The following is a 15,176-nucleotide window of genomic DNA, read 5'->3' on the forward strand; positions in this document are numbered from 1 at the left end:
GTAGGCACCAGTATCGGCGGGGAATGCGCTCAGGCGGAACCGGAGGGGCTCCGTGGCGTGATCCTCCGCCGCACGCCGTAGGCCACCGCCCCCAGGGCCAGCACGCCCGCCCCCGTGACGACCGAGGCCGCCGGGAGGGCGAACGCCAGCGTGGCGCAGCCCAGCAGGCCCAGCGCGGGCATCAGCCGGGCCGAGGGGGCCGGACTCAGCGTCCAGGCCGAGGCGTTGGCCACGGCGTAGTAGGCCAGCACGCCGAAGGAGGAGAAGCCGATCGCGCCGCGCACGTCCACCGTCGCGGCCAGCACGGCGACCACCGCGCCCACGGCGAGTTCCGCCCGGTGCGGGACCTGGAAGCGCGGATGCACGGCCGCCAGCGCCCCGGGCAGATGGCGGTCGCGGGCCATGGCGAGCGTCGTCCGGGACACCCCGAGGATCAGCGCGAGCAGCGAGCCCAGCGCGGCCACCGCCGCACCCACCCGCACCACGGGCACCAGCCCCGGCGCCCCGGCCGCCCGCACCGCGTCGGCCAGCGGCGCCGCGGCGTGGCCCAGCCGGTCCGCGCCGAGCACGCTGAGCGCGGCCACGGCGACGGCGACGTACACGACCAAGGCGATCCCGAGGGCGAGCGGGATCGCGCGCGGGATGGTGCGCTCGGGGTCCCGTACCTCCTCGCCGAGCGTCGCCACGCGCGCGTACCCGGCGAACGCGAAGAACAGCAGCCCGGCCGCCTGGAGCACCCCGCCCGCTCCCGCCGGCGACCCGACGCCCAGCCGCCCGGCGTCGGCCTGCCCGGAGGCGAGGCACACGACCACCACGCACGCGAGGACGGCCAGCACCACGGCGACGATCACCCGCGTCAGCCACGCCGACTTCTGGATGCCGCCGTAGTTCACTGCGGTCAGCGCCACCACGGCCGCGACCGCCACGGCGTGCGCCTGCCCCGGCCACACGTACGCCCCCACGGTGAGCGCCATGGCCGCGCAGGAGGCCGTCTTGCCGACCACGAACGCCCAGCCGGCGAGATACCCCCAGAACGCGCCCAGCCGCTCCCGCCCGTACACGTACGTCCCGCCCGACGCGGGATAGCGGGCGGCCAGGCGGGCCGAGGACATGGCGTTGCAGTAGGCCACCACGGCCGCGACCGCCAGCCCGAGTAGCAGCCCCGGCCCGGCGGCCCGCGCGGCCGGCCCCAGCGCGGAGAAGACACCCGCCCCGACCATCGAGCCGAGGCCCACGACCACGGCGTCCCGCACGCCGAGGGTGCGCCGCAGACCGGTGCCGGAAGATGTCATGCGCCGCACCCTACTGACCCCCGCAACCAGCGGGCGGCCCCGCGACGTCTTCTCCCTCGACACGGCACAAGCACGCACGCGCGCGACGGACAGCCGGTCCACACCGAATTTTCAGCGACCGGACAGTGCGGGCACAGCGCGGGAGGGCAAGTTCACGGCATGAGCATCATCGGTTGGATCATCCTGGGCCTGCTGGCCGGAGCCATCGCCAAGGTCCTGCTGCCGGGCCGCGACCCGGGCGGCTTCATCGGTACGACCCTCATCGGCATCGCGGGCGCGTTCATCGGGGGCTGGATCTCGGCCCGCTGGCTGGACCACCCGATCTCCAAACACTTCTTCGACGGCCCCACCTGGGCCGCCGCCGTCGGCGGCTCGCTGGTTCTGCTGATCCTCTACCGCCTCCTGTTCGGCAACTCCCGGGACTGAACCGAGAGGGCACGAACGAACCGAAGGGCGGGCACCCCAGGCGCCCGCCCTTTCGTGTTGCCGTACGTGCCGTCCGCGCGTCCTACCGGTAGTTCACGAACTGCAGTGCGAAGTCGAAGTCCTTGCCCTTCAGCAGCGCGATGACGGCCTGCAGGTCGTCACGGCTCTTCGAGCTGACCCGCAGTTCGTCGCCCTGGACCTGCGCCTTCACGCCCTTCGGGCCCTCATCGCGGATGATCTTCGCAACCTTCTTCGCGTTCTCCTGGGAGATGCCCTCCTCGATCGACGCGAAGATCTTGTACTCCTTGCCGGAGAGCTGGGGCTCGCCCGCGTCCAGCGCCTTCAGCGAGATGCCGCGCTTGATCAGCTTGGACTGGAAGACGTCGAGGACGGCCTTCACCCGGTCCTCGGAGTTGGCCTCCATGAGGATCTTGTCACCGGACCACGAGATCGAGGCACCCACTCCCTTGAAGTCGTAGCGCTGCGAGATCTCCTTGGCGGCCTGGTTGAGGGCGTTGTCGACCTCCTGCCGCTCGACCTTCGAGACGATGTCGAAACTGGAGTCGGCCATGTCCTGTGGCTCCTTGTATCGGTGTGCGTATCCGGACCAGCCTAGCCACACCGCGACCCGACGGCTGGAGATCAATCGGGTGGCGAAGCACCCCTCCGCATCGGGTATTGTTTACGTCGTTGCCAGGGAGCACCGTCGAAAGACGGTTCGAACGGCAGCAACCCGGCGGTGTGCCCGAGCGGCCAAAGGGAGCAGACTGTAAATCTGCCGGCTCAGCCTTCCCAGGTTCGAATCCTGGCGCCGCCACCCTAATGGGAATCGGCCCCTGACCAGCAAGTTTGGTCAGGGGCTGTTCTCGTTCCCGGCTCACGTCAGTGTCCGCCGCTCCCCGGTGTTCCCCGCCCGTTCTGGCACGCTCGTGGCACGCGCGGTGATCGATGGGCGAATCACCTCCGCCAGTAGCCGAAGAAGTGAAGGGCCGCGTCCCTGACCTGCTGCCGTGTCATCGATCAACGCTGCGACCTGCGACTTAGCTGTCGGTGGTTGTCAGCGTTGGTCGTCGTTGAGCGCCCCCGCACGGCCCAGGGACGGCCCGGGCGGGGGTGTCGTGGTGCGCCCCTCGATGCGAACTATGGGCACGGCGGCTACTGATGGTCGCTGTGGCGGTCGAGCGGGATCCTGAGGGCGCTGCTGGTCGGTCGTGGCCGCGGTGGTTGCTGTACTTCGCTGCGGTACGACCAATCACTAGCTAGGGCCAGAGCAACTTAGCGAGGATGATCGCCGCCACCGCAGAAAGGAGCCACGGCTTCCTGACGCCCCGTCCAGCACCACGGCTCATTTCCCTGATGAGCACCACTAGGGCGAACATCAACAGTGCGCCCGGCAACAGGTCAACGACGGGCTCAGGGGTTCCTATGTGGGGCATGCCGAGATGGTAACCAGGCGCTGCGTTCTCCCAGCGCTCCACAGGTGCGGTCTCAGCCGCTGACTGCTGCCGGCGGACAGTCTTGAAAGCCGTCGTGGCAGCGATGTCACCGTGGGTTCAAATCCCACCGCCTCCGCGCGATGAGCAGTGAGAACGGCCCCTGACCAGGGAGACTCGGTCAGGGGCCGCTCTCATGTCCGGCCACCGTCGCTGCCCGCTGTTCCCCGTGGTTTCCCGCTCCATCGGGCACGAGTGGGGCGCGGCGCTTTGAGGTTCGACCTCGTCCTTATCAGGTCGATCACAGACCCCCTGCCAGCCTCGGGGATCCTGGTCTGACGTGGGTGCGATGGTCGCGGAGGATCGCTCCCGTCGGGCCCCGTTCGGCGCTGTTGGTGTCAGCCGCTGATGTCAGGTGTCAGAGCCGCTCTTGGCAGGACGGCCCATCACATCCTTATAGCTTGGGGCAGGCACACGTTTGAGCTGCAAGCAAGCCTAGTCGACGCTCGGTGACCGCCTTCAAAGCGCCGTACGCGCTAGTGTGATCGTCTGCGTGATCAGTGACGGTTGTACTCGCGTAGCGACAAGGGGACTTGGTGAACCGCACGGGGTGGGCCATGCTTGCGGCGGCGTCGGTGATGCTATTCGGATGCGGCAAGTCGGAGCCGGGGTCTTCTGGGCACAGCCCCGATGCAGGGAAGCCTGAACACTATCGGCTGACCATGCCGGACACCGTGGCGAAGGGCCGTTACAAGCGTGATCACGACGCGGCCGATCCGGATCGCACGCTGGCGGAACTCATGGCCGGCCAGGTGCAAGATCCGACAGCGGCCTTCGGCGCCTACGACCCGACCGTCGCGAACAAGCAGAACGGTCTAGTCCTCACTGTCACAGGTGTGTACGGCACAGTCCTGAGTCCGGTTACTGCCCGCGACGAACTCGTCAAGGTGTTGGACAAACGGGATGAGGGGCCGAACGTCCTCGTCGGCCCTCGCATGATCACTCCGTCTGGCTCGAAGGAGCCACTGCAATGCCGGGTAGCGGAGAGGAAGCTGCCTGCCTCGGATGACACCTCCATGGAGGCGTCGTGCACGTGGGCCGATGCTTCGACAGTGGTGAAGGTAGCCAAGGCCATGGGGCCTATTGACTCGGCGGATGTGGACCTCGATGCGTTTGCCTCGGTGGTCGGGGCGATCCGTGACGAAGTACGGGTGGCTCACTAGCGGCTTCCCAGGCCGCGCGCTAAACACTCGCCCCACCCACCACTCTCCCCAGCTCCCATCCCGTACGCCGTCGACCCAGCGCGCCACTGTACGAACGACTGTGAGGATTGATCACGGCACCGCGGCGAACAGCCCGAGTTTCGACCGGTGGCAGGAACAGGTACGCCGTACCGGAGGCTGCTCCCGCCCGATCCGTCTGCGGGGCGAGACCGTCACCCGCGACGCCAGGTCCGGTGACGTCCTCTACTCGTACAGCACCGCGAACGAGCCGGGCGGCATGCTCCGAGTGGCCTGCGGCAACCGCCGTGCGTCCCGCTGCCCGGCCTGCGCCTGGACCTACGCCGGGGCGGCCGTTGTCCCTGCCGGCGTACCTGGTCCGGGAGCTCCGGGAGCACCTCACGGCCCGTGTCGCTGAAGACCCGGAAGCGCTGTTGTTCCTCGGTCGCACCGGTCGCCCGATCAGGTACAACTCCTGGCGGCGGACGCACTTCGACAGGGCCGTTGACCGGGCCGGACTGAAGGACGTCACACCGCAGGATCTCCGAGCGACGCACGCTTCCCAGGTGGCCGATCGGCACGGTGTCATGGCTGCTGCCAAGCGACTTGGCCACGCCAACGCCAGCGTCACGACTCGGCACTACGCCCGGTCGCGTGACGGGCAAGACGCGGAGATCGCGAAGGAACTCAACGCCGATCACGAGAGGGCCAAGCGCGCTCGTGCCAGAAAGGCCAAGAGGATCAAGGGCGACGTGGCACGGACGTTGCACGAAGGGCACGACACGGGTTCGGAGTCCGACGATCGAGCGGGATGACCTGCGCGGATGACCCGGCGCGCTTGATCGTTCGCCGAAGTCTGTAAATCTGCCGGCTCAGCCTTCCCAGGTTCGAATCCTGGCGCCGCCACACGACCGAGAGGGTCCGTGACCAGCGACATGCTGGACGCGGACCCTCTCGTCGTTTCGGGCTCTCTCGTCGTTTGCTCAGGAGCAGAGGTTCACGTGCCGGACGGCGAGGATGTGTCCCGCCGCGTCGATGAGGCGGCTGCGGGCGAGGTGTCCGTTGGTGACCGCGTTGGTGATCGCTGTGGCGATCGCGGACGTCTGGGAGCCGACATTGCTCCCCAGGTCGAACAGGACCATGTCGGCGCCGGAGCGCAGGGCCTGGACGGCGGCGGAGGGGACGTTGAAGCCGGCGGCGGAGATCGCCTTGGCGCTGAGCGAGTCGGTGAGCACCAGCCCCTTGAAGCCCAGCTGGCCGCGCAGCACGGTGGTGATGTCGGTCGGTGACAGGCTCGCCGGGTTGGTGCCCAGGCCCGGCACGACGTTGTTGGAGACCATGATGGCCGGGGCACCGGCCTTGATGGCCGCGGTGAACGGCGGGATGGCCACCTTCTGCAGCGTGGACCAGGGCAGGGTGCGGGCGGGGCCGAAGTCGGAGTTGTAGCTGGAGTGGCCCAGGCCCGGGAAGTGCTTGACGACCGGTATCACGTGACCGTCGCGCAACCCGTTCATGTACGCGACGCCGTCCTTGGAGACCACCGACGTGCTGCCGCTGAAGGACCGCCAGCCGTCGGGGTTGGTCTTGCTGGGGGCCTCGTTCCTGCCGTCGACGTCGACCACCGGCGCGAGGTCCATGTTCACCTGGGCGGCCGCCATCTTGGTGGCGACCTTCGTGACGTTCTGCTGGATCTGGGCAGGAGTCCAGTGCGCGCCCATGTACGCGGGCCAGGGCAGGGACCCCACGAGGTTGGACATGCGCTGGATGCCGCCGCCCTCCTCGTCGGTCATCACCAACAGGCCCAGCTTGCCGGGTACATGGGACTTCAGGGTGTTCAGCCGGGAGCCGAGGTCGGACGGCGCCTTGCTGCCGAACAGGATCACCCCGCCCGCGCCGGCGCTCACCTCGGACGTGGCGTCGGCCACCGAGGTCTCCGGCACCGGGACGGCGATGGTCAGCATGGCGAGCCGACGGTTCGACCACCCGGCCAGCTTCGAGGCGTTGGTGCACGCGGCGGCGGCGGACACGCGGGGGCCGCCGGCGTACGCGGTCGCCTCGAGGGTGCCCGTGCCACTGCCCGCCAGGAGCAGCGCCGCGACAGCGGCGGTGGTGCTCAGCCTGCGGGCGGTCGTGGCACGGCCGGGGAGCCGTGGCGGTGCTGTCGCGCTTCTGCGGTCACGGTACGACGGGAGATTCATCGCCCCGCCTCCTTTCGGAAGCCTCGGAAGACTTGGAAGCCTCTGAAGAATCGGAAGACGCGACGGTTGCCGGCCGCCGTCGCGCTGAGGGTCGTACGAGCATGAAGTGGGCCTTACGAAGCGTGAGATGCGCGCCGGCCCGCGTTTGTTCGCCGCTCAACGATCGGAGTGCCAGGATCTCGCGTCCCGGGGCCGGCCGGAAGCCGGGCCGAAGTGATGGGGAGCGCTGGGGGAGCGTTGTCAGTGGGCCGGGGCACACTGACGGCATGGGCTCCCGTCGTCGAACCTGTCCTGTGTGCCGCCGCGACATCGCTGTCGTCGCGGGGCGCTTCGCGCGGCACGATCCGCCCGGGGCGCGGGAGAGCGCGGAACTCGTCTCGTGCTCCGGTTCGCGGCGGCAGGCGCAACTGGGGGCTGTCCAGCCGTCATTGGACGGGTACGCCATACCGGACTTCCCCGGGCAGCTGCCGCTCTTCTGACCCGTCAGGGTCCGGCCACCGACTTCACGGCCACCGACACCGGCGTCGACCCGCTGATCAGCTCCAGCGTCAGACCGGCCGTCGCCGAGGACTCCACCAACTCGGCCAGTACGGCCGCCACGTCGTCCCGCGGGATCGAGCCGCGCCCGGTGTGGGCCTCCAGTTGGACCAGGCCGGTGCCGGGGGCGTCCGTCAGCGCGCCGGGGCGCAGGATCGTCCAGTCGAGGGCCTCCTGCCGGGCGACATAGGCGTCGGCGTGGCCCTTGGCCCGCAGATACACGTCGAAGACGTCGTCGCCCGGGTGCGCGGGATCCGCGCCCATCGAGGAGACGACCACGAAACGGCGTACGCGCGCGCGGACGGCCGCGTCCGCGAACAGCATCGCCGCACCCCGGTCCACCGTCTCCTTGCGGGCCGTTCCGCTGCCCGGACCCGCGCCCGCCGCGAACACCGCCGCGTCCGCGCCCTGCAGATGCGCCGCGACCTCCTCCACGGACGCGGACTCCAGGTTCAGCAGGACCGGTTCGGCGCCGGCCTCCCGCAGATCGTTGCCCTGCTCGGCGGTGCGGATGATCCCCGCGGCCTCGTCCCCGCGCGCGGACAGCAGCCGCTCCAGCCGCAGCGCGATCTGACCATGCCCCCCAGCGATGACAATGCGCATGACTCCGACCGTACGCCCGCAAAGCCCCATCCGCCGCACGAGTTGACGCCGCGAGCGACAGGCGTTACGAGGGCCTCCGCTCGCATTGCCACAGAGGTCATGACGGCCTGCTCAGCCGCCACGGGGTCATGCAGGTCGGCTCGCTCAGCCGTCAGGGGCGCTACGACGGCTCCGCCCGGCTTTCGCCGCCCACAAGCCCCTCGTAGTCGCCACAGGCCGCCCCACCCCGCCTCAGCCGCCGTTACGACCACTCTCCGGCCCGCGACCGCTCCCCTCGCCTACGACACCTCTCCCCGCCCCTGTCGCGGCAGTCCCAGTTCCGCCGCCGCTGCCGAGTTGCAGTACTCGCGGACCGCGCTCGTGCGGGCGACCACACGGCCCCGGTGCACCACGAGGCGGCTGTAGGCGAGGGAGAGGGCGCCCGCGAGATGGTCACCGCGTACAGCGAGGAGTTCGGCGGGGAAACCGGCCTCCACGCGCACCTCGGGCAGGCCCAGGGCGGCGCGGGCCGAGGCGCTCACCGCGTCGTAGGCGTCCTGCGGGCGCAGACCGTGCGCGGAGGCGAGGAGGTAGGCGGCCTCCAGGGGGTCGCCGCGGCCGACGGGGTTGGCGACGTCCCGGAGAGCACCGCTGCCAGCCGCCACGCGCACCCCCGCCGCGCGCAGGAGCCGTACCGGGGTGGTGCCCCGGCGGTCGGCGCCGCCGCAGCCGCCCTGGGGCAGGCACACCACCGTCACGCCGGCCGCCGCGAGCTGGTCGGCGAGCCGGGCGGCCGACTCGGCGGGCAGGCGCCCGAGACCGGCGCACGGACCGATCGCCACGCCGGGGCGCAGGCCGCCCGCCATGGCCGCGAGCCGGGACAGCCGGGCCGGGTCGGCGGCGTCCGTGTGCAGGTCCACCGGGCAGCCGTGCTCGGAGGCCACCTCCAGGACCGCCTCCACGTAGCCCGTGGGATCGGGGTCCAGGTCCGGGCAGCCGCCCACCACGGAGGCGCCCATCTTCACCGCGTCCCGCAGCATCGCGAGCCCTTCGGCGCCGGCCGCCCCGGTCAGCAGCCGAGGCATCGCCACCGTGGTCAGCTCCGTGAGCCCCCGCAGCGAACGCCGGGCCTGCAGGACCGCGCCCAGCGCGCCCAGCCCCTGGACGTCGCCGACGCGCACGTGCGCGCGTACCGCCGTCGCCCCGTGTCCGAGCTGGAGCAGGGCCGCCTCCGTCGTCCGGCGCTGGACGTCCTCGGGGGCGTACGAGACCGGTCCGGGGTGTTCGGCGGACAGCGCGGTGTCGCCGTGGGCGTGCGGCTCGGCCGGGGCCGGCAGGAGCAGATAGCCACTGAGGTCCACGCGCGCGGCGCCGGCGCGGAGCGGGCCCCGGGCCAGGCTGCCGGCCGTGCCGACCGCCTCGATGCGCCCGCCGCCCAGCCGCACGTCCACCGTCCGGCCGTCGGTGAGCCGCGCCCCGCACAGCAGCAGTCCGGCCGGGTCGGGCTGCCCCGAGGGACCCGGCGAGTTCGACGACGAGTTCGACGGCGGGTGCGGCTGCGGCTGGCTGTCGGGCATCGGACTCCAGAGGGCGGGGCAGGGCTCGGGGGCGGGGTCGGAGCAGGCGGCCTGGACTCGGACGGGGCTTGGACGCGACTCGGACGGGACTCGAGGCCGCGACGGCTCGGGAATGCGGCGGACTCAAGATCACGCAGAGTGAGTCGAGCCTAGGGTCGCGGCGCCCCCGTGACGCGGAGGAGCGCAATAGTCGTACCGGCGTGGTCCACCCCAGGCGGTACGCGTGTCGCCCGCGCGCGTGGCGTGCGCCGCACGCGCGTGTGACGCGCGTTCCGACGGGACTCGGGAGGCCCCGGGGAGCCCTGGGACGGCGCCGGACGGCGCCCGCTCAGGACCCGGACAGGGCACGGACGGGGCACGGACCGGGCGACCGGATACGGATTTGGGTGAACGGCGGCGGACCGTGTAATGTCTTCATCGCTCGCCCCAATAGCTCAGTCGGCAGAGCGTCTCCATGGTAAGGAGAAGGTCTACGGTTCGATTCCGTATTGGGGCTCTGGTGTGAGAGGTTCCCGCCGCAAGGCGGGAAACGATCACATCAAAGCGGTGTAGCTCAGTCGGTAGAGCAAGCGGCTCATAATCGCTGTGTCACCGGTTCAAGTCCGGTCACCGCTACTGACAGTAGCCGATTGCGGGGTCGGTCCTTCGATCGGCTACTCTTTCTTGCGTTGAATAACCCATCCGTTCGTCAAGGAGCACTCACGTGGCTGCCACCGACGTCCGCCCGAAGATCACGCTGGCCTGCGTGGAGTGCAAGGAGCGGAACTACATCACCAAGAAGAACCGGCGTAACAACCCGGACCGTCTTGAGATGAAGAAGCACTGCCCGCGTTGCAACGCGCACACCGCGCACCGCGAGACGCGATAAATCAGGCTCGTACATGAGGCCGCCCCCGCAGTTGGGGGGCGGCCTCATGTCGTTTCACACACCGCTGAGAACACGCCGCTTGAGACCAGTGAGACCAGGAGGTGCCGGGCATGGCGCTCGACCAGTCCTTCGTGGGGCGGACCTATCCGCCCACCGCGCCCTATGAGGTGGGCCGGGAGAAGATCCGTGAGTTCGCCGAGGCGGTCGGGGAGACCAACCCCGCGTACACGGATCCGGAGGCCGCCAAGGCGTTCGGGTACTCGGATGTGATCGCTCCGCCGACCTTCGTGTTCTCCATCACCTTCCGGGCCGCCGGACAGGTCGTCGAGGACCCGCAGCTCGGCCTGGACTACAGCCGTGTGGTGCACGGCGACCAGAAGTTCGCCTACAGCCGCCCGGTGCGCGCGGGTGATCGACTCACCGTGACCTCGACCATCGAGGCCGTGAAGTCGATGGCGGGCAACGACATCCTGGACATCCGGGGTGAGGTGCACGACGAGGCGGGCGAGCACGTGGTGACCGCCTGGACCAAGCTGGTGGCCCGCGCGGCCGAGGAGGCGTGAGGTACCGATGACGGCGAAGATCGCGTACGACGACGTCGAGGTCGGCACCGAACTGCCGGCGCAGACCTTCCCGGTGACCCGCGCCACGCTGGTGCGCTACGCGGGCGCCTCCGGGGACTTCAACCCCATCCACTGGAACGAGAAGTTCGCCAAGGAGGTGGGCCTGCCGGACGTCATCGCGCACGGCATGTTCACCATGGCCGAGGCGATCCGCGTGGTCACCGACTGGACCGGGGACCCGGGCGCGGTCGTGGACTACGGCGTCCGCTTCACCAAGCCGGTCGTCGTGCCCAACGATGACAAGGGCGCCGAGATCGAGGTCAGCGGCAAGGTCGCGGCCAAGCTCGACGACAACACGGTACGCGTGGACCTGACCGCGACCAGCGGTGGCCAGAAGGTGCTGGGCATGTCCCGGGCGGTCGTACGGCTGGCCTGACGGCTCCCGTGAGGTGCTGAGGCGTCCCGTGAGGTGCTGAGGCATCCCGTGACGTTCTGAGGCAGAGGTGTAAGGGGCGTCGCCCGTGGCGCGGCGCCCCTTACGCATGCCGGGGGCCGGCCCACCCGACTTCTTGACTTAGTTAGTGATTGAGTACTAACTTACGACCCATGGTCAGGATGAGCGCAGAAGAGCGGCGCGAGAGTGTCATCCGCGCGGCGATGAGCGAGTTCGCGCGCGGCGGGTACTACGGCACCTCCACCGAGGCGATCGCCAAGCGGGTCGGCGTCTCGCAGCCGTACCTCTTCCGGCTCTTCCCGGGCAAGAAGGCGATCTTCCTGGCCGCGGCCGAGCGGTGCGTGGAGGACACCATCCGCACCTTCGAGGAGGCCTCCAAAGGGCTCGAGGGCGAAGAGGCGCTGCATGCCATGGCGAACGCGTACACCGCGGTCATCGCGGAGCGGCCCGAGCGGCTGATGATGCAGATGCAGATGTACGTCGCGGTGGCCGCGGCCGAGGAGGCCGGGGATCACGAGTTCGGCGAGGCGGTGCGCGCCGGTTGGATGCGTCTGTGGGACACCGTCCACCTGCCGCTCGGCGCCGACATCGGCGAGACGACGACGTTCATGGCGTACGGAATGCTCATCAACTGCCTGGTGGCCATGGGGTTCCCCCCGGAGCACCGGGTCTGGGAGGGGCTCTATCCGTCGGCGCGGTACGACGGCCGGCTGGAGAAGTAGGCGCGAAACCGCGAGGAAGTCGCGAGGAAGCCGCGAGGAAAGGCGGGACCCCGCCTTTTTCGTGGCCGCAAAAGTTAGTCATCAATTACTAACCATCGATCAGGTGCCAACCACCGATCACGCTCAACGCACTGGGGGAGCGATGTCACAGCAGACCGCACAGGACAGCGCAGCACGCGGGGGAGTCGTCTGGGCCCTCGTCATCACCAGCGTCGCCGGATTCATGGCGGCCCTCGACAACCTCGTCGTCACCACCGCCCTGCCCTCGATCCGCAAGGACCTCGGCGGCGCGCTGGACGATCTGGAGTGGACCGTGAGCGCCTACACGCTCACCTTCGCCGTCCTGCTGATGTTCGGCGCCGCGCTCGGCGACCGCTTCGGACGCCGCCGGCTCTTCCTCGCCGGGCTCACCGTCTTCACCGGCGCCTCCGCCGCCGCGGCCATGGCCCCCGGCATCGACTCCCTCATCGCGGCCCGCGCGGTCCAGGGCGTCGGCGCGGCCGTCATGATGCCGCTCACCCTCACCCTGCTGACCGCGGCCGTGCCCGCCGCCAGGCGCGGTATGGCGTACGGCATCTGGGGCGCCGTCAACGGCCTCGCGGTCGCCTCCGGGCCCCTCATCGGCGGCAGCCTCACCGAACACGTCTCCTGGCACTGGATCTTCTGGCTGAACGTCCCGCTCGGCCTGGCCCTGCTGCCGCTCGCCCGCCTGCGCCTGGCCGAGTCCTACGGCACCGGCGCCCGGCTCGACCTCCCCGGCACCCTGCTCGGCAGCGGCGGCCTCTTCGGGATCGTGTACGGGCTCGTACGCGGCCCGGTCGACGGCTGGACCGGCACCCTCGTGCTCACCGCGCTGTTCGCGGGCGGCTCCCTGCTCGTCGGTTTCGTCCTCTACAGCGCCCGCGCCGAGAACCCCATGCTCCCCATGCGGCTGTTCCGCTCCCGCGCCTTCTCCGGGATCAACGCGGCCAGCCTGCTGATGTTCCTCGGGATGTTCGGTTCGATCTTCCTGCTCAGCCAGTACATGCAGGGCGTGCTCGGCTACTCGCCCACCGAGGCGGGCCTGCGGATGCTGCCCTGGACCGGCATGCCGATGCTCGTCGCGCCGATCGCCGGCATCCTCTCCGACCGCGTCGGCGGCCGCCCGGTCGTCGCCGCCGGCCTCTTCCTGCAGGCCGCCGGCCTCGGCTACCTGGCCTCCGTGATCACCGCCGACGTCTCCTACGCGGCCCAGCTGCCCGGGCTGATCATCAGCGGCGTCGGCATGGCCCTGTTCTTCGCGCCGGCCTCCAACCTGGTCATGTCCAGCGTCCTGCCCAAGGAGCAGGGCATCGCCTCCGGCGCGAACAACGCGCTGCGCGAAGTGGGCGGCGCGCTCGGCATCGCGGTCATGTCGTCGATCTTCTCCGCACAGGGCGGCTACGAGAGCGCCCAGGCCTTCGTGGACGGCCTGCGGCCCGCCCTGGTCACCGGCTCCGGGGTGATCGCCCTGGCCGCCGTCGCCGCCCTGATGATCCCGGCCGCCCGGCGGGGCGGGCGGAGCGACTCGGTCGTGGCCGCGGCCGCGACCGAGCAGGCTCCCGCGCCGGCCGTCGAGACCCTCTCCCACTGACCCGTACGACACGTGCACTGACCCGTACGGCACGCGAACCGGCCCGTACGACACACGCACTGACACGACACGCGAACGGAAGGACAACGGACATGCCCACCCTGCCCTGGATCACACCGGCCGCCCCGCCGGCCGGCGCCGAGGTGCACGTCTTCGCCTCGCGGTTCGAGACCCGCACGCTCTGGGGCGCCCTCAAGTTCTTCCTGCGCACACCGGGCGTGTGGCGGCAGGTCGGCCGGGCGCCCGGCGCCTACGGGGCGTCGCTGAAGGCACAGCCGCTGCGGCGGACCTTCTGGACCCTGTCCGCCTGGGAGTCGCCGGACGCGCTGCGCGCTTTCGCCCGCTCCGGCGCCCACGCGCCCGCCTCCCGCGGCCTCGCCCCCGCGATGCGGGACGCGAAGTTCGCCAGCTGGCAGGCGCCGGGCGAGGACCTGCCGGTGAGCTGGCCCGAGGCCATGCGGCGGCTGAGCTGAGCCGCCGGGCGACCATCACCAGCACGCGCGCGTGGGCCCCGATATCCGGATCGGGGCCCTGACGCGTTTCCGGATCGGGCCCCACGCGCGCGGGGCGCGAGCTGGGCCCCGGTGCGGCCGGGCTGTCGGTGCCGTCTCGTAGTCTTGGGCGCGTGCAGGTACTCCACGACGCCCCCCTCGCCCCGCTGACCACCTTCCGGCTGGGCGGCCCCGCGGCCCGGCTGGTCACCGCCACCACCGACGCCGAGGTGATCGACGCCGTCCGCGAGGCCGACGACAGCCGGACCCCGCTGCTGGTCATCGGCGGCGGATCCAACCTGGTCATCGGCGACAAGGGCTTCGACGGCACCGCCCTGCGCATCGCCACCCGCGGCGTCGAGCTGCGCGGCACCACGCTCGAGCTGGCGGCCGGCGAGGTCTGGACGGACGCCGTCGCCCGCACCGTCGAGGCCGGACTCGCCGGCATCGAGTGCCTGGCCGGCATCCCGGGCTCCGCGGGCGCCACCCCGATCCAGAACGTGGGCGCCTACGGCCAGGAGGTCTCCTCCACGATCACCGAGGTGATCGCGTACGACCGCCGGGCCGGCGAGACCGTCACGCTGACCAACGAGGAGTGCGCCTTCTCGTACCGCCACAGCCGCTTCAAGGCCGACCCGGAGCGCTATGTCGTCCTGCGCGTCCGCTTCGAGCTGGAGGACGCGGACGGGCTGTCGGCCCCGGTCCGGTACGCCGAGGCGGCCCGCGCGCTCGGTGTGGAGCCCGGCGACCGGGTGCCGCTGGCCGCCGCCCGCGAGACCGTGCTGAAGCTGCGCGCCGGCAAGGGCATGGTCCTCGACCCCGAGGACCACGACACCTGGTCCGCTGGGTCCTTCTTCACCAACCCGATCCTCACCGACGAGCACTTCGCCGCGTTCCACGCGCGCGTGCGCGAGCGCCTCGGCGAGGGCGTCGAGCCGCCCGCCTACCCGGCGGGGGAGGGCCGTACCAAGACCTCCGCCGCCTGGCTGATCGACAAGGCGGGCTTCACCAAGGGCTACGGCACCGGGCCCGCCCGCATCTCCACCAAGCACACGCTCGCCCTCACCAACCGGGGCGACGCCACCACCGAGGACCTGCTGGCCCTGGCCCGCGAGGTCGTCGCCGGAGTCCGCGAGGCCTTCGGGATCACCCTGGTCAACGAGCCGGTGACGATCGGCGTCAGCCTGTAGCCGTACGAGCC

General features: G+C 70.7%; 16 protein-coding genes, 3 tRNA genes and 1 pseudogene. 15 read left to right on the forward strand and 5 right to left on the reverse strand.

Annotated elements, in window-relative coordinates; translation table 11 throughout:
* Positions 1 to 29 precede the first annotated feature (29 nt).
* A complete protein-coding gene (locus ABZ865_RS11080; protein WP_361227381.1) occupies positions 30 to 1,292 on the reverse strand; it encodes an APC family permease in 1,263 nt (420 codons plus the stop codon).
* 159 nt (positions 1,293 to 1,451) lie between these two features.
* On the opposite strand from ABZ865_RS11080, the gene ABZ865_RS11085 reads away from it, so the two are divergent.
* Positions 1,452 to 1,718, forward strand: coding sequence for a GlsB/YeaQ/YmgE family stress response membrane protein (locus tag ABZ865_RS11085; RefSeq protein WP_361227384.1), 267 nt, complete (start codon positions 1,452 to 1,454; stop codon positions 1,716 to 1,718).
* 82 nt (positions 1,719 to 1,800) lie between these two features.
* Here the strand turns inward: ABZ865_RS11085 and ABZ865_RS11090 are convergent, their stop codons facing one another.
* On the reverse strand, positions 1,801 to 2,289 hold the full coding sequence (locus ABZ865_RS11090) for a YajQ family cyclic di-GMP-binding protein (RefSeq protein WP_019756392.1): 489 nt from the start codon (positions 2,287 to 2,289) through the stop codon (positions 1,801 to 1,803).
* Between the two features lie 164 nt (positions 2,290 to 2,453).
* Between ABZ865_RS11090 and ABZ865_RS11095 the strand changes: the two genes are divergently transcribed.
* From ABZ865_RS11095 to ABZ865_RS11110, 4 genes and pseudogenes are all read left to right on the forward strand, one after another.
* Positions 2,454 to 2,535: transfer RNA gene (locus ABZ865_RS11095), tRNA-Tyr, on the forward strand.
* Between the two features lie 1,212 nt (positions 2,536 to 3,747).
* Positions 3,748 to 4,374: a hypothetical protein gene (locus ABZ865_RS11100; RefSeq protein WP_361227388.1), complete on the forward strand. Its 627-nt coding sequence runs from the start codon at positions 3,748 to 3,750 to the stop codon at positions 4,372 to 4,374.
* A 100-nt stretch (positions 4,375 to 4,474) separates the two neighbouring features.
* Positions 4,475 to 4,750: pseudogene (locus tag ABZ865_RS11105) on the forward strand (replication initiator); the annotation flags it as partial.
* Positions 4,680 to 5,186, forward strand: coding sequence for a site-specific integrase (locus ABZ865_RS11110; RefSeq protein ID WP_361227391.1), 507 nt, complete (start codon positions 4,680 to 4,682; stop codon positions 5,184 to 5,186). The pseudogene ABZ865_RS11105 and the gene ABZ865_RS11110, both read left to right, overlap by 71 nt.
* 168 nt (positions 5,187 to 5,354) lie before the next feature.
* Here the strand turns inward: ABZ865_RS11110 and ABZ865_RS11115 are convergent, their stop codons facing one another.
* Entirely contained in the window at positions 5,355 to 6,569 is a 1,215-nt protein-coding gene (locus tag ABZ865_RS11115; protein ID WP_361227394.1) for a glycoside hydrolase family 3 N-terminal domain-containing protein, read from the reverse strand.
* A 266-nt stretch (positions 6,570 to 6,835) separates the two neighbouring features.
* Between ABZ865_RS11115 and ABZ865_RS11120 the strand changes: the two genes are divergently transcribed.
* Complete coding sequence (locus ABZ865_RS11120) at positions 6,836 to 7,048, forward strand: hypothetical protein (RefSeq protein ID WP_361227397.1); 213 nt, start codon at positions 6,836 to 6,838, stop codon at positions 7,046 to 7,048.
* Between the two features lie 4 nt (positions 7,049 to 7,052).
* Here the strand turns inward: ABZ865_RS11120 and ABZ865_RS11125 are convergent, their stop codons facing one another.
* Both ABZ865_RS11125 and ABZ865_RS11130 read right to left on the reverse strand, forming a co-directional pair.
* Entirely contained in the window at positions 7,053 to 7,709 is a 657-nt protein-coding gene (locus ABZ865_RS11125) for an NAD(P)H-binding protein (protein WP_361227400.1), read from the reverse strand.
* Positions 7,710 to 7,987: 278 nt separating this feature from the next.
* The gene (locus ABZ865_RS11130; protein ID WP_361227403.1) at positions 7,988 to 9,265 is read right to left on the reverse strand and encodes an amidohydrolase family protein; all 1,278 of its coding nucleotides are present in this window, start codon (positions 9,263 to 9,265) and stop codon (positions 7,988 to 7,990) included.
* 423 nt (positions 9,266 to 9,688) lie between these two features.
* On the opposite strand from ABZ865_RS11130, the gene ABZ865_RS11135 reads away from it, so the two are divergent.
* From ABZ865_RS11135 to ABZ865_RS11175, 9 genes are all read left to right on the forward strand, one after another.
* Positions 9,689 to 9,761 (forward strand) — tRNA-Thr (locus ABZ865_RS11135).
* Positions 9,762 to 9,807: 46 nt separating this feature from the next.
* Positions 9,808 to 9,880 (forward strand) — tRNA-Met (locus ABZ865_RS11140).
* A gap of 88 nt (positions 9,881 to 9,968) precedes the next feature.
* Positions 9,969 to 10,133, forward strand: coding sequence for a 50S ribosomal protein L33 (gene rpmG, locus ABZ865_RS11145; protein ID WP_003948671.1), 165 nt, complete (start codon positions 9,969 to 9,971; stop codon positions 10,131 to 10,133).
* Between the two features lie 110 nt (positions 10,134 to 10,243).
* Positions 10,244 to 10,696, forward strand: a complete 453-nt coding sequence (locus tag ABZ865_RS11150) for a MaoC family dehydratase N-terminal domain-containing protein (protein WP_361227406.1) — start codon at positions 10,244 to 10,246, stop codon at positions 10,694 to 10,696.
* A gap of 7 nt (positions 10,697 to 10,703) precedes the next feature.
* Positions 10,704 to 11,132 carry a MaoC family dehydratase gene (locus ABZ865_RS11155; RefSeq protein WP_361227409.1) on the forward strand — a complete coding sequence of 143 codons (429 nt, stop codon included), beginning with the start codon at positions 10,704 to 10,706 and terminating at the stop codon, positions 11,130 to 11,132.
* A gap of 170 nt (positions 11,133 to 11,302) precedes the next feature.
* Entirely contained in the window at positions 11,303 to 11,872 is a 570-nt protein-coding gene (locus tag ABZ865_RS11160) for a helix-turn-helix domain-containing protein (RefSeq protein ID WP_361227412.1), read from the forward strand.
* 142 nt (positions 11,873 to 12,014) lie between these two features.
* Entirely contained in the window at positions 12,015 to 13,484 is a 1,470-nt protein-coding gene (locus ABZ865_RS11165; RefSeq protein WP_361227415.1) for a DHA2 family efflux MFS transporter permease subunit, read from the forward strand.
* Positions 13,485 to 13,576: 92 nt separating this feature from the next.
* Positions 13,577 to 13,957: a DUF3291 domain-containing protein gene (locus tag ABZ865_RS11170; protein WP_361227418.1), complete on the forward strand. Its 381-nt coding sequence runs from the start codon at positions 13,577 to 13,579 to the stop codon at positions 13,955 to 13,957.
* Positions 13,958 to 14,109: 152 nt separating this feature from the next.
* Positions 14,110 to 15,165, forward strand: a complete 1,056-nt coding sequence (locus tag ABZ865_RS11175) for a UDP-N-acetylmuramate dehydrogenase (protein WP_361227420.1) — start codon at positions 14,110 to 14,112, stop codon at positions 15,163 to 15,165.
* Positions 15,166 to 15,176: the final 11 nt, after the last annotated feature.

It is taken from the genome of Streptomyces sp. NPDC047085 (genome assembly GCF_040643735.1).
Lineage (GTDB): Bacteria > Actinomycetota > Actinomycetes > Streptomycetales > Streptomycetaceae > Streptomyces.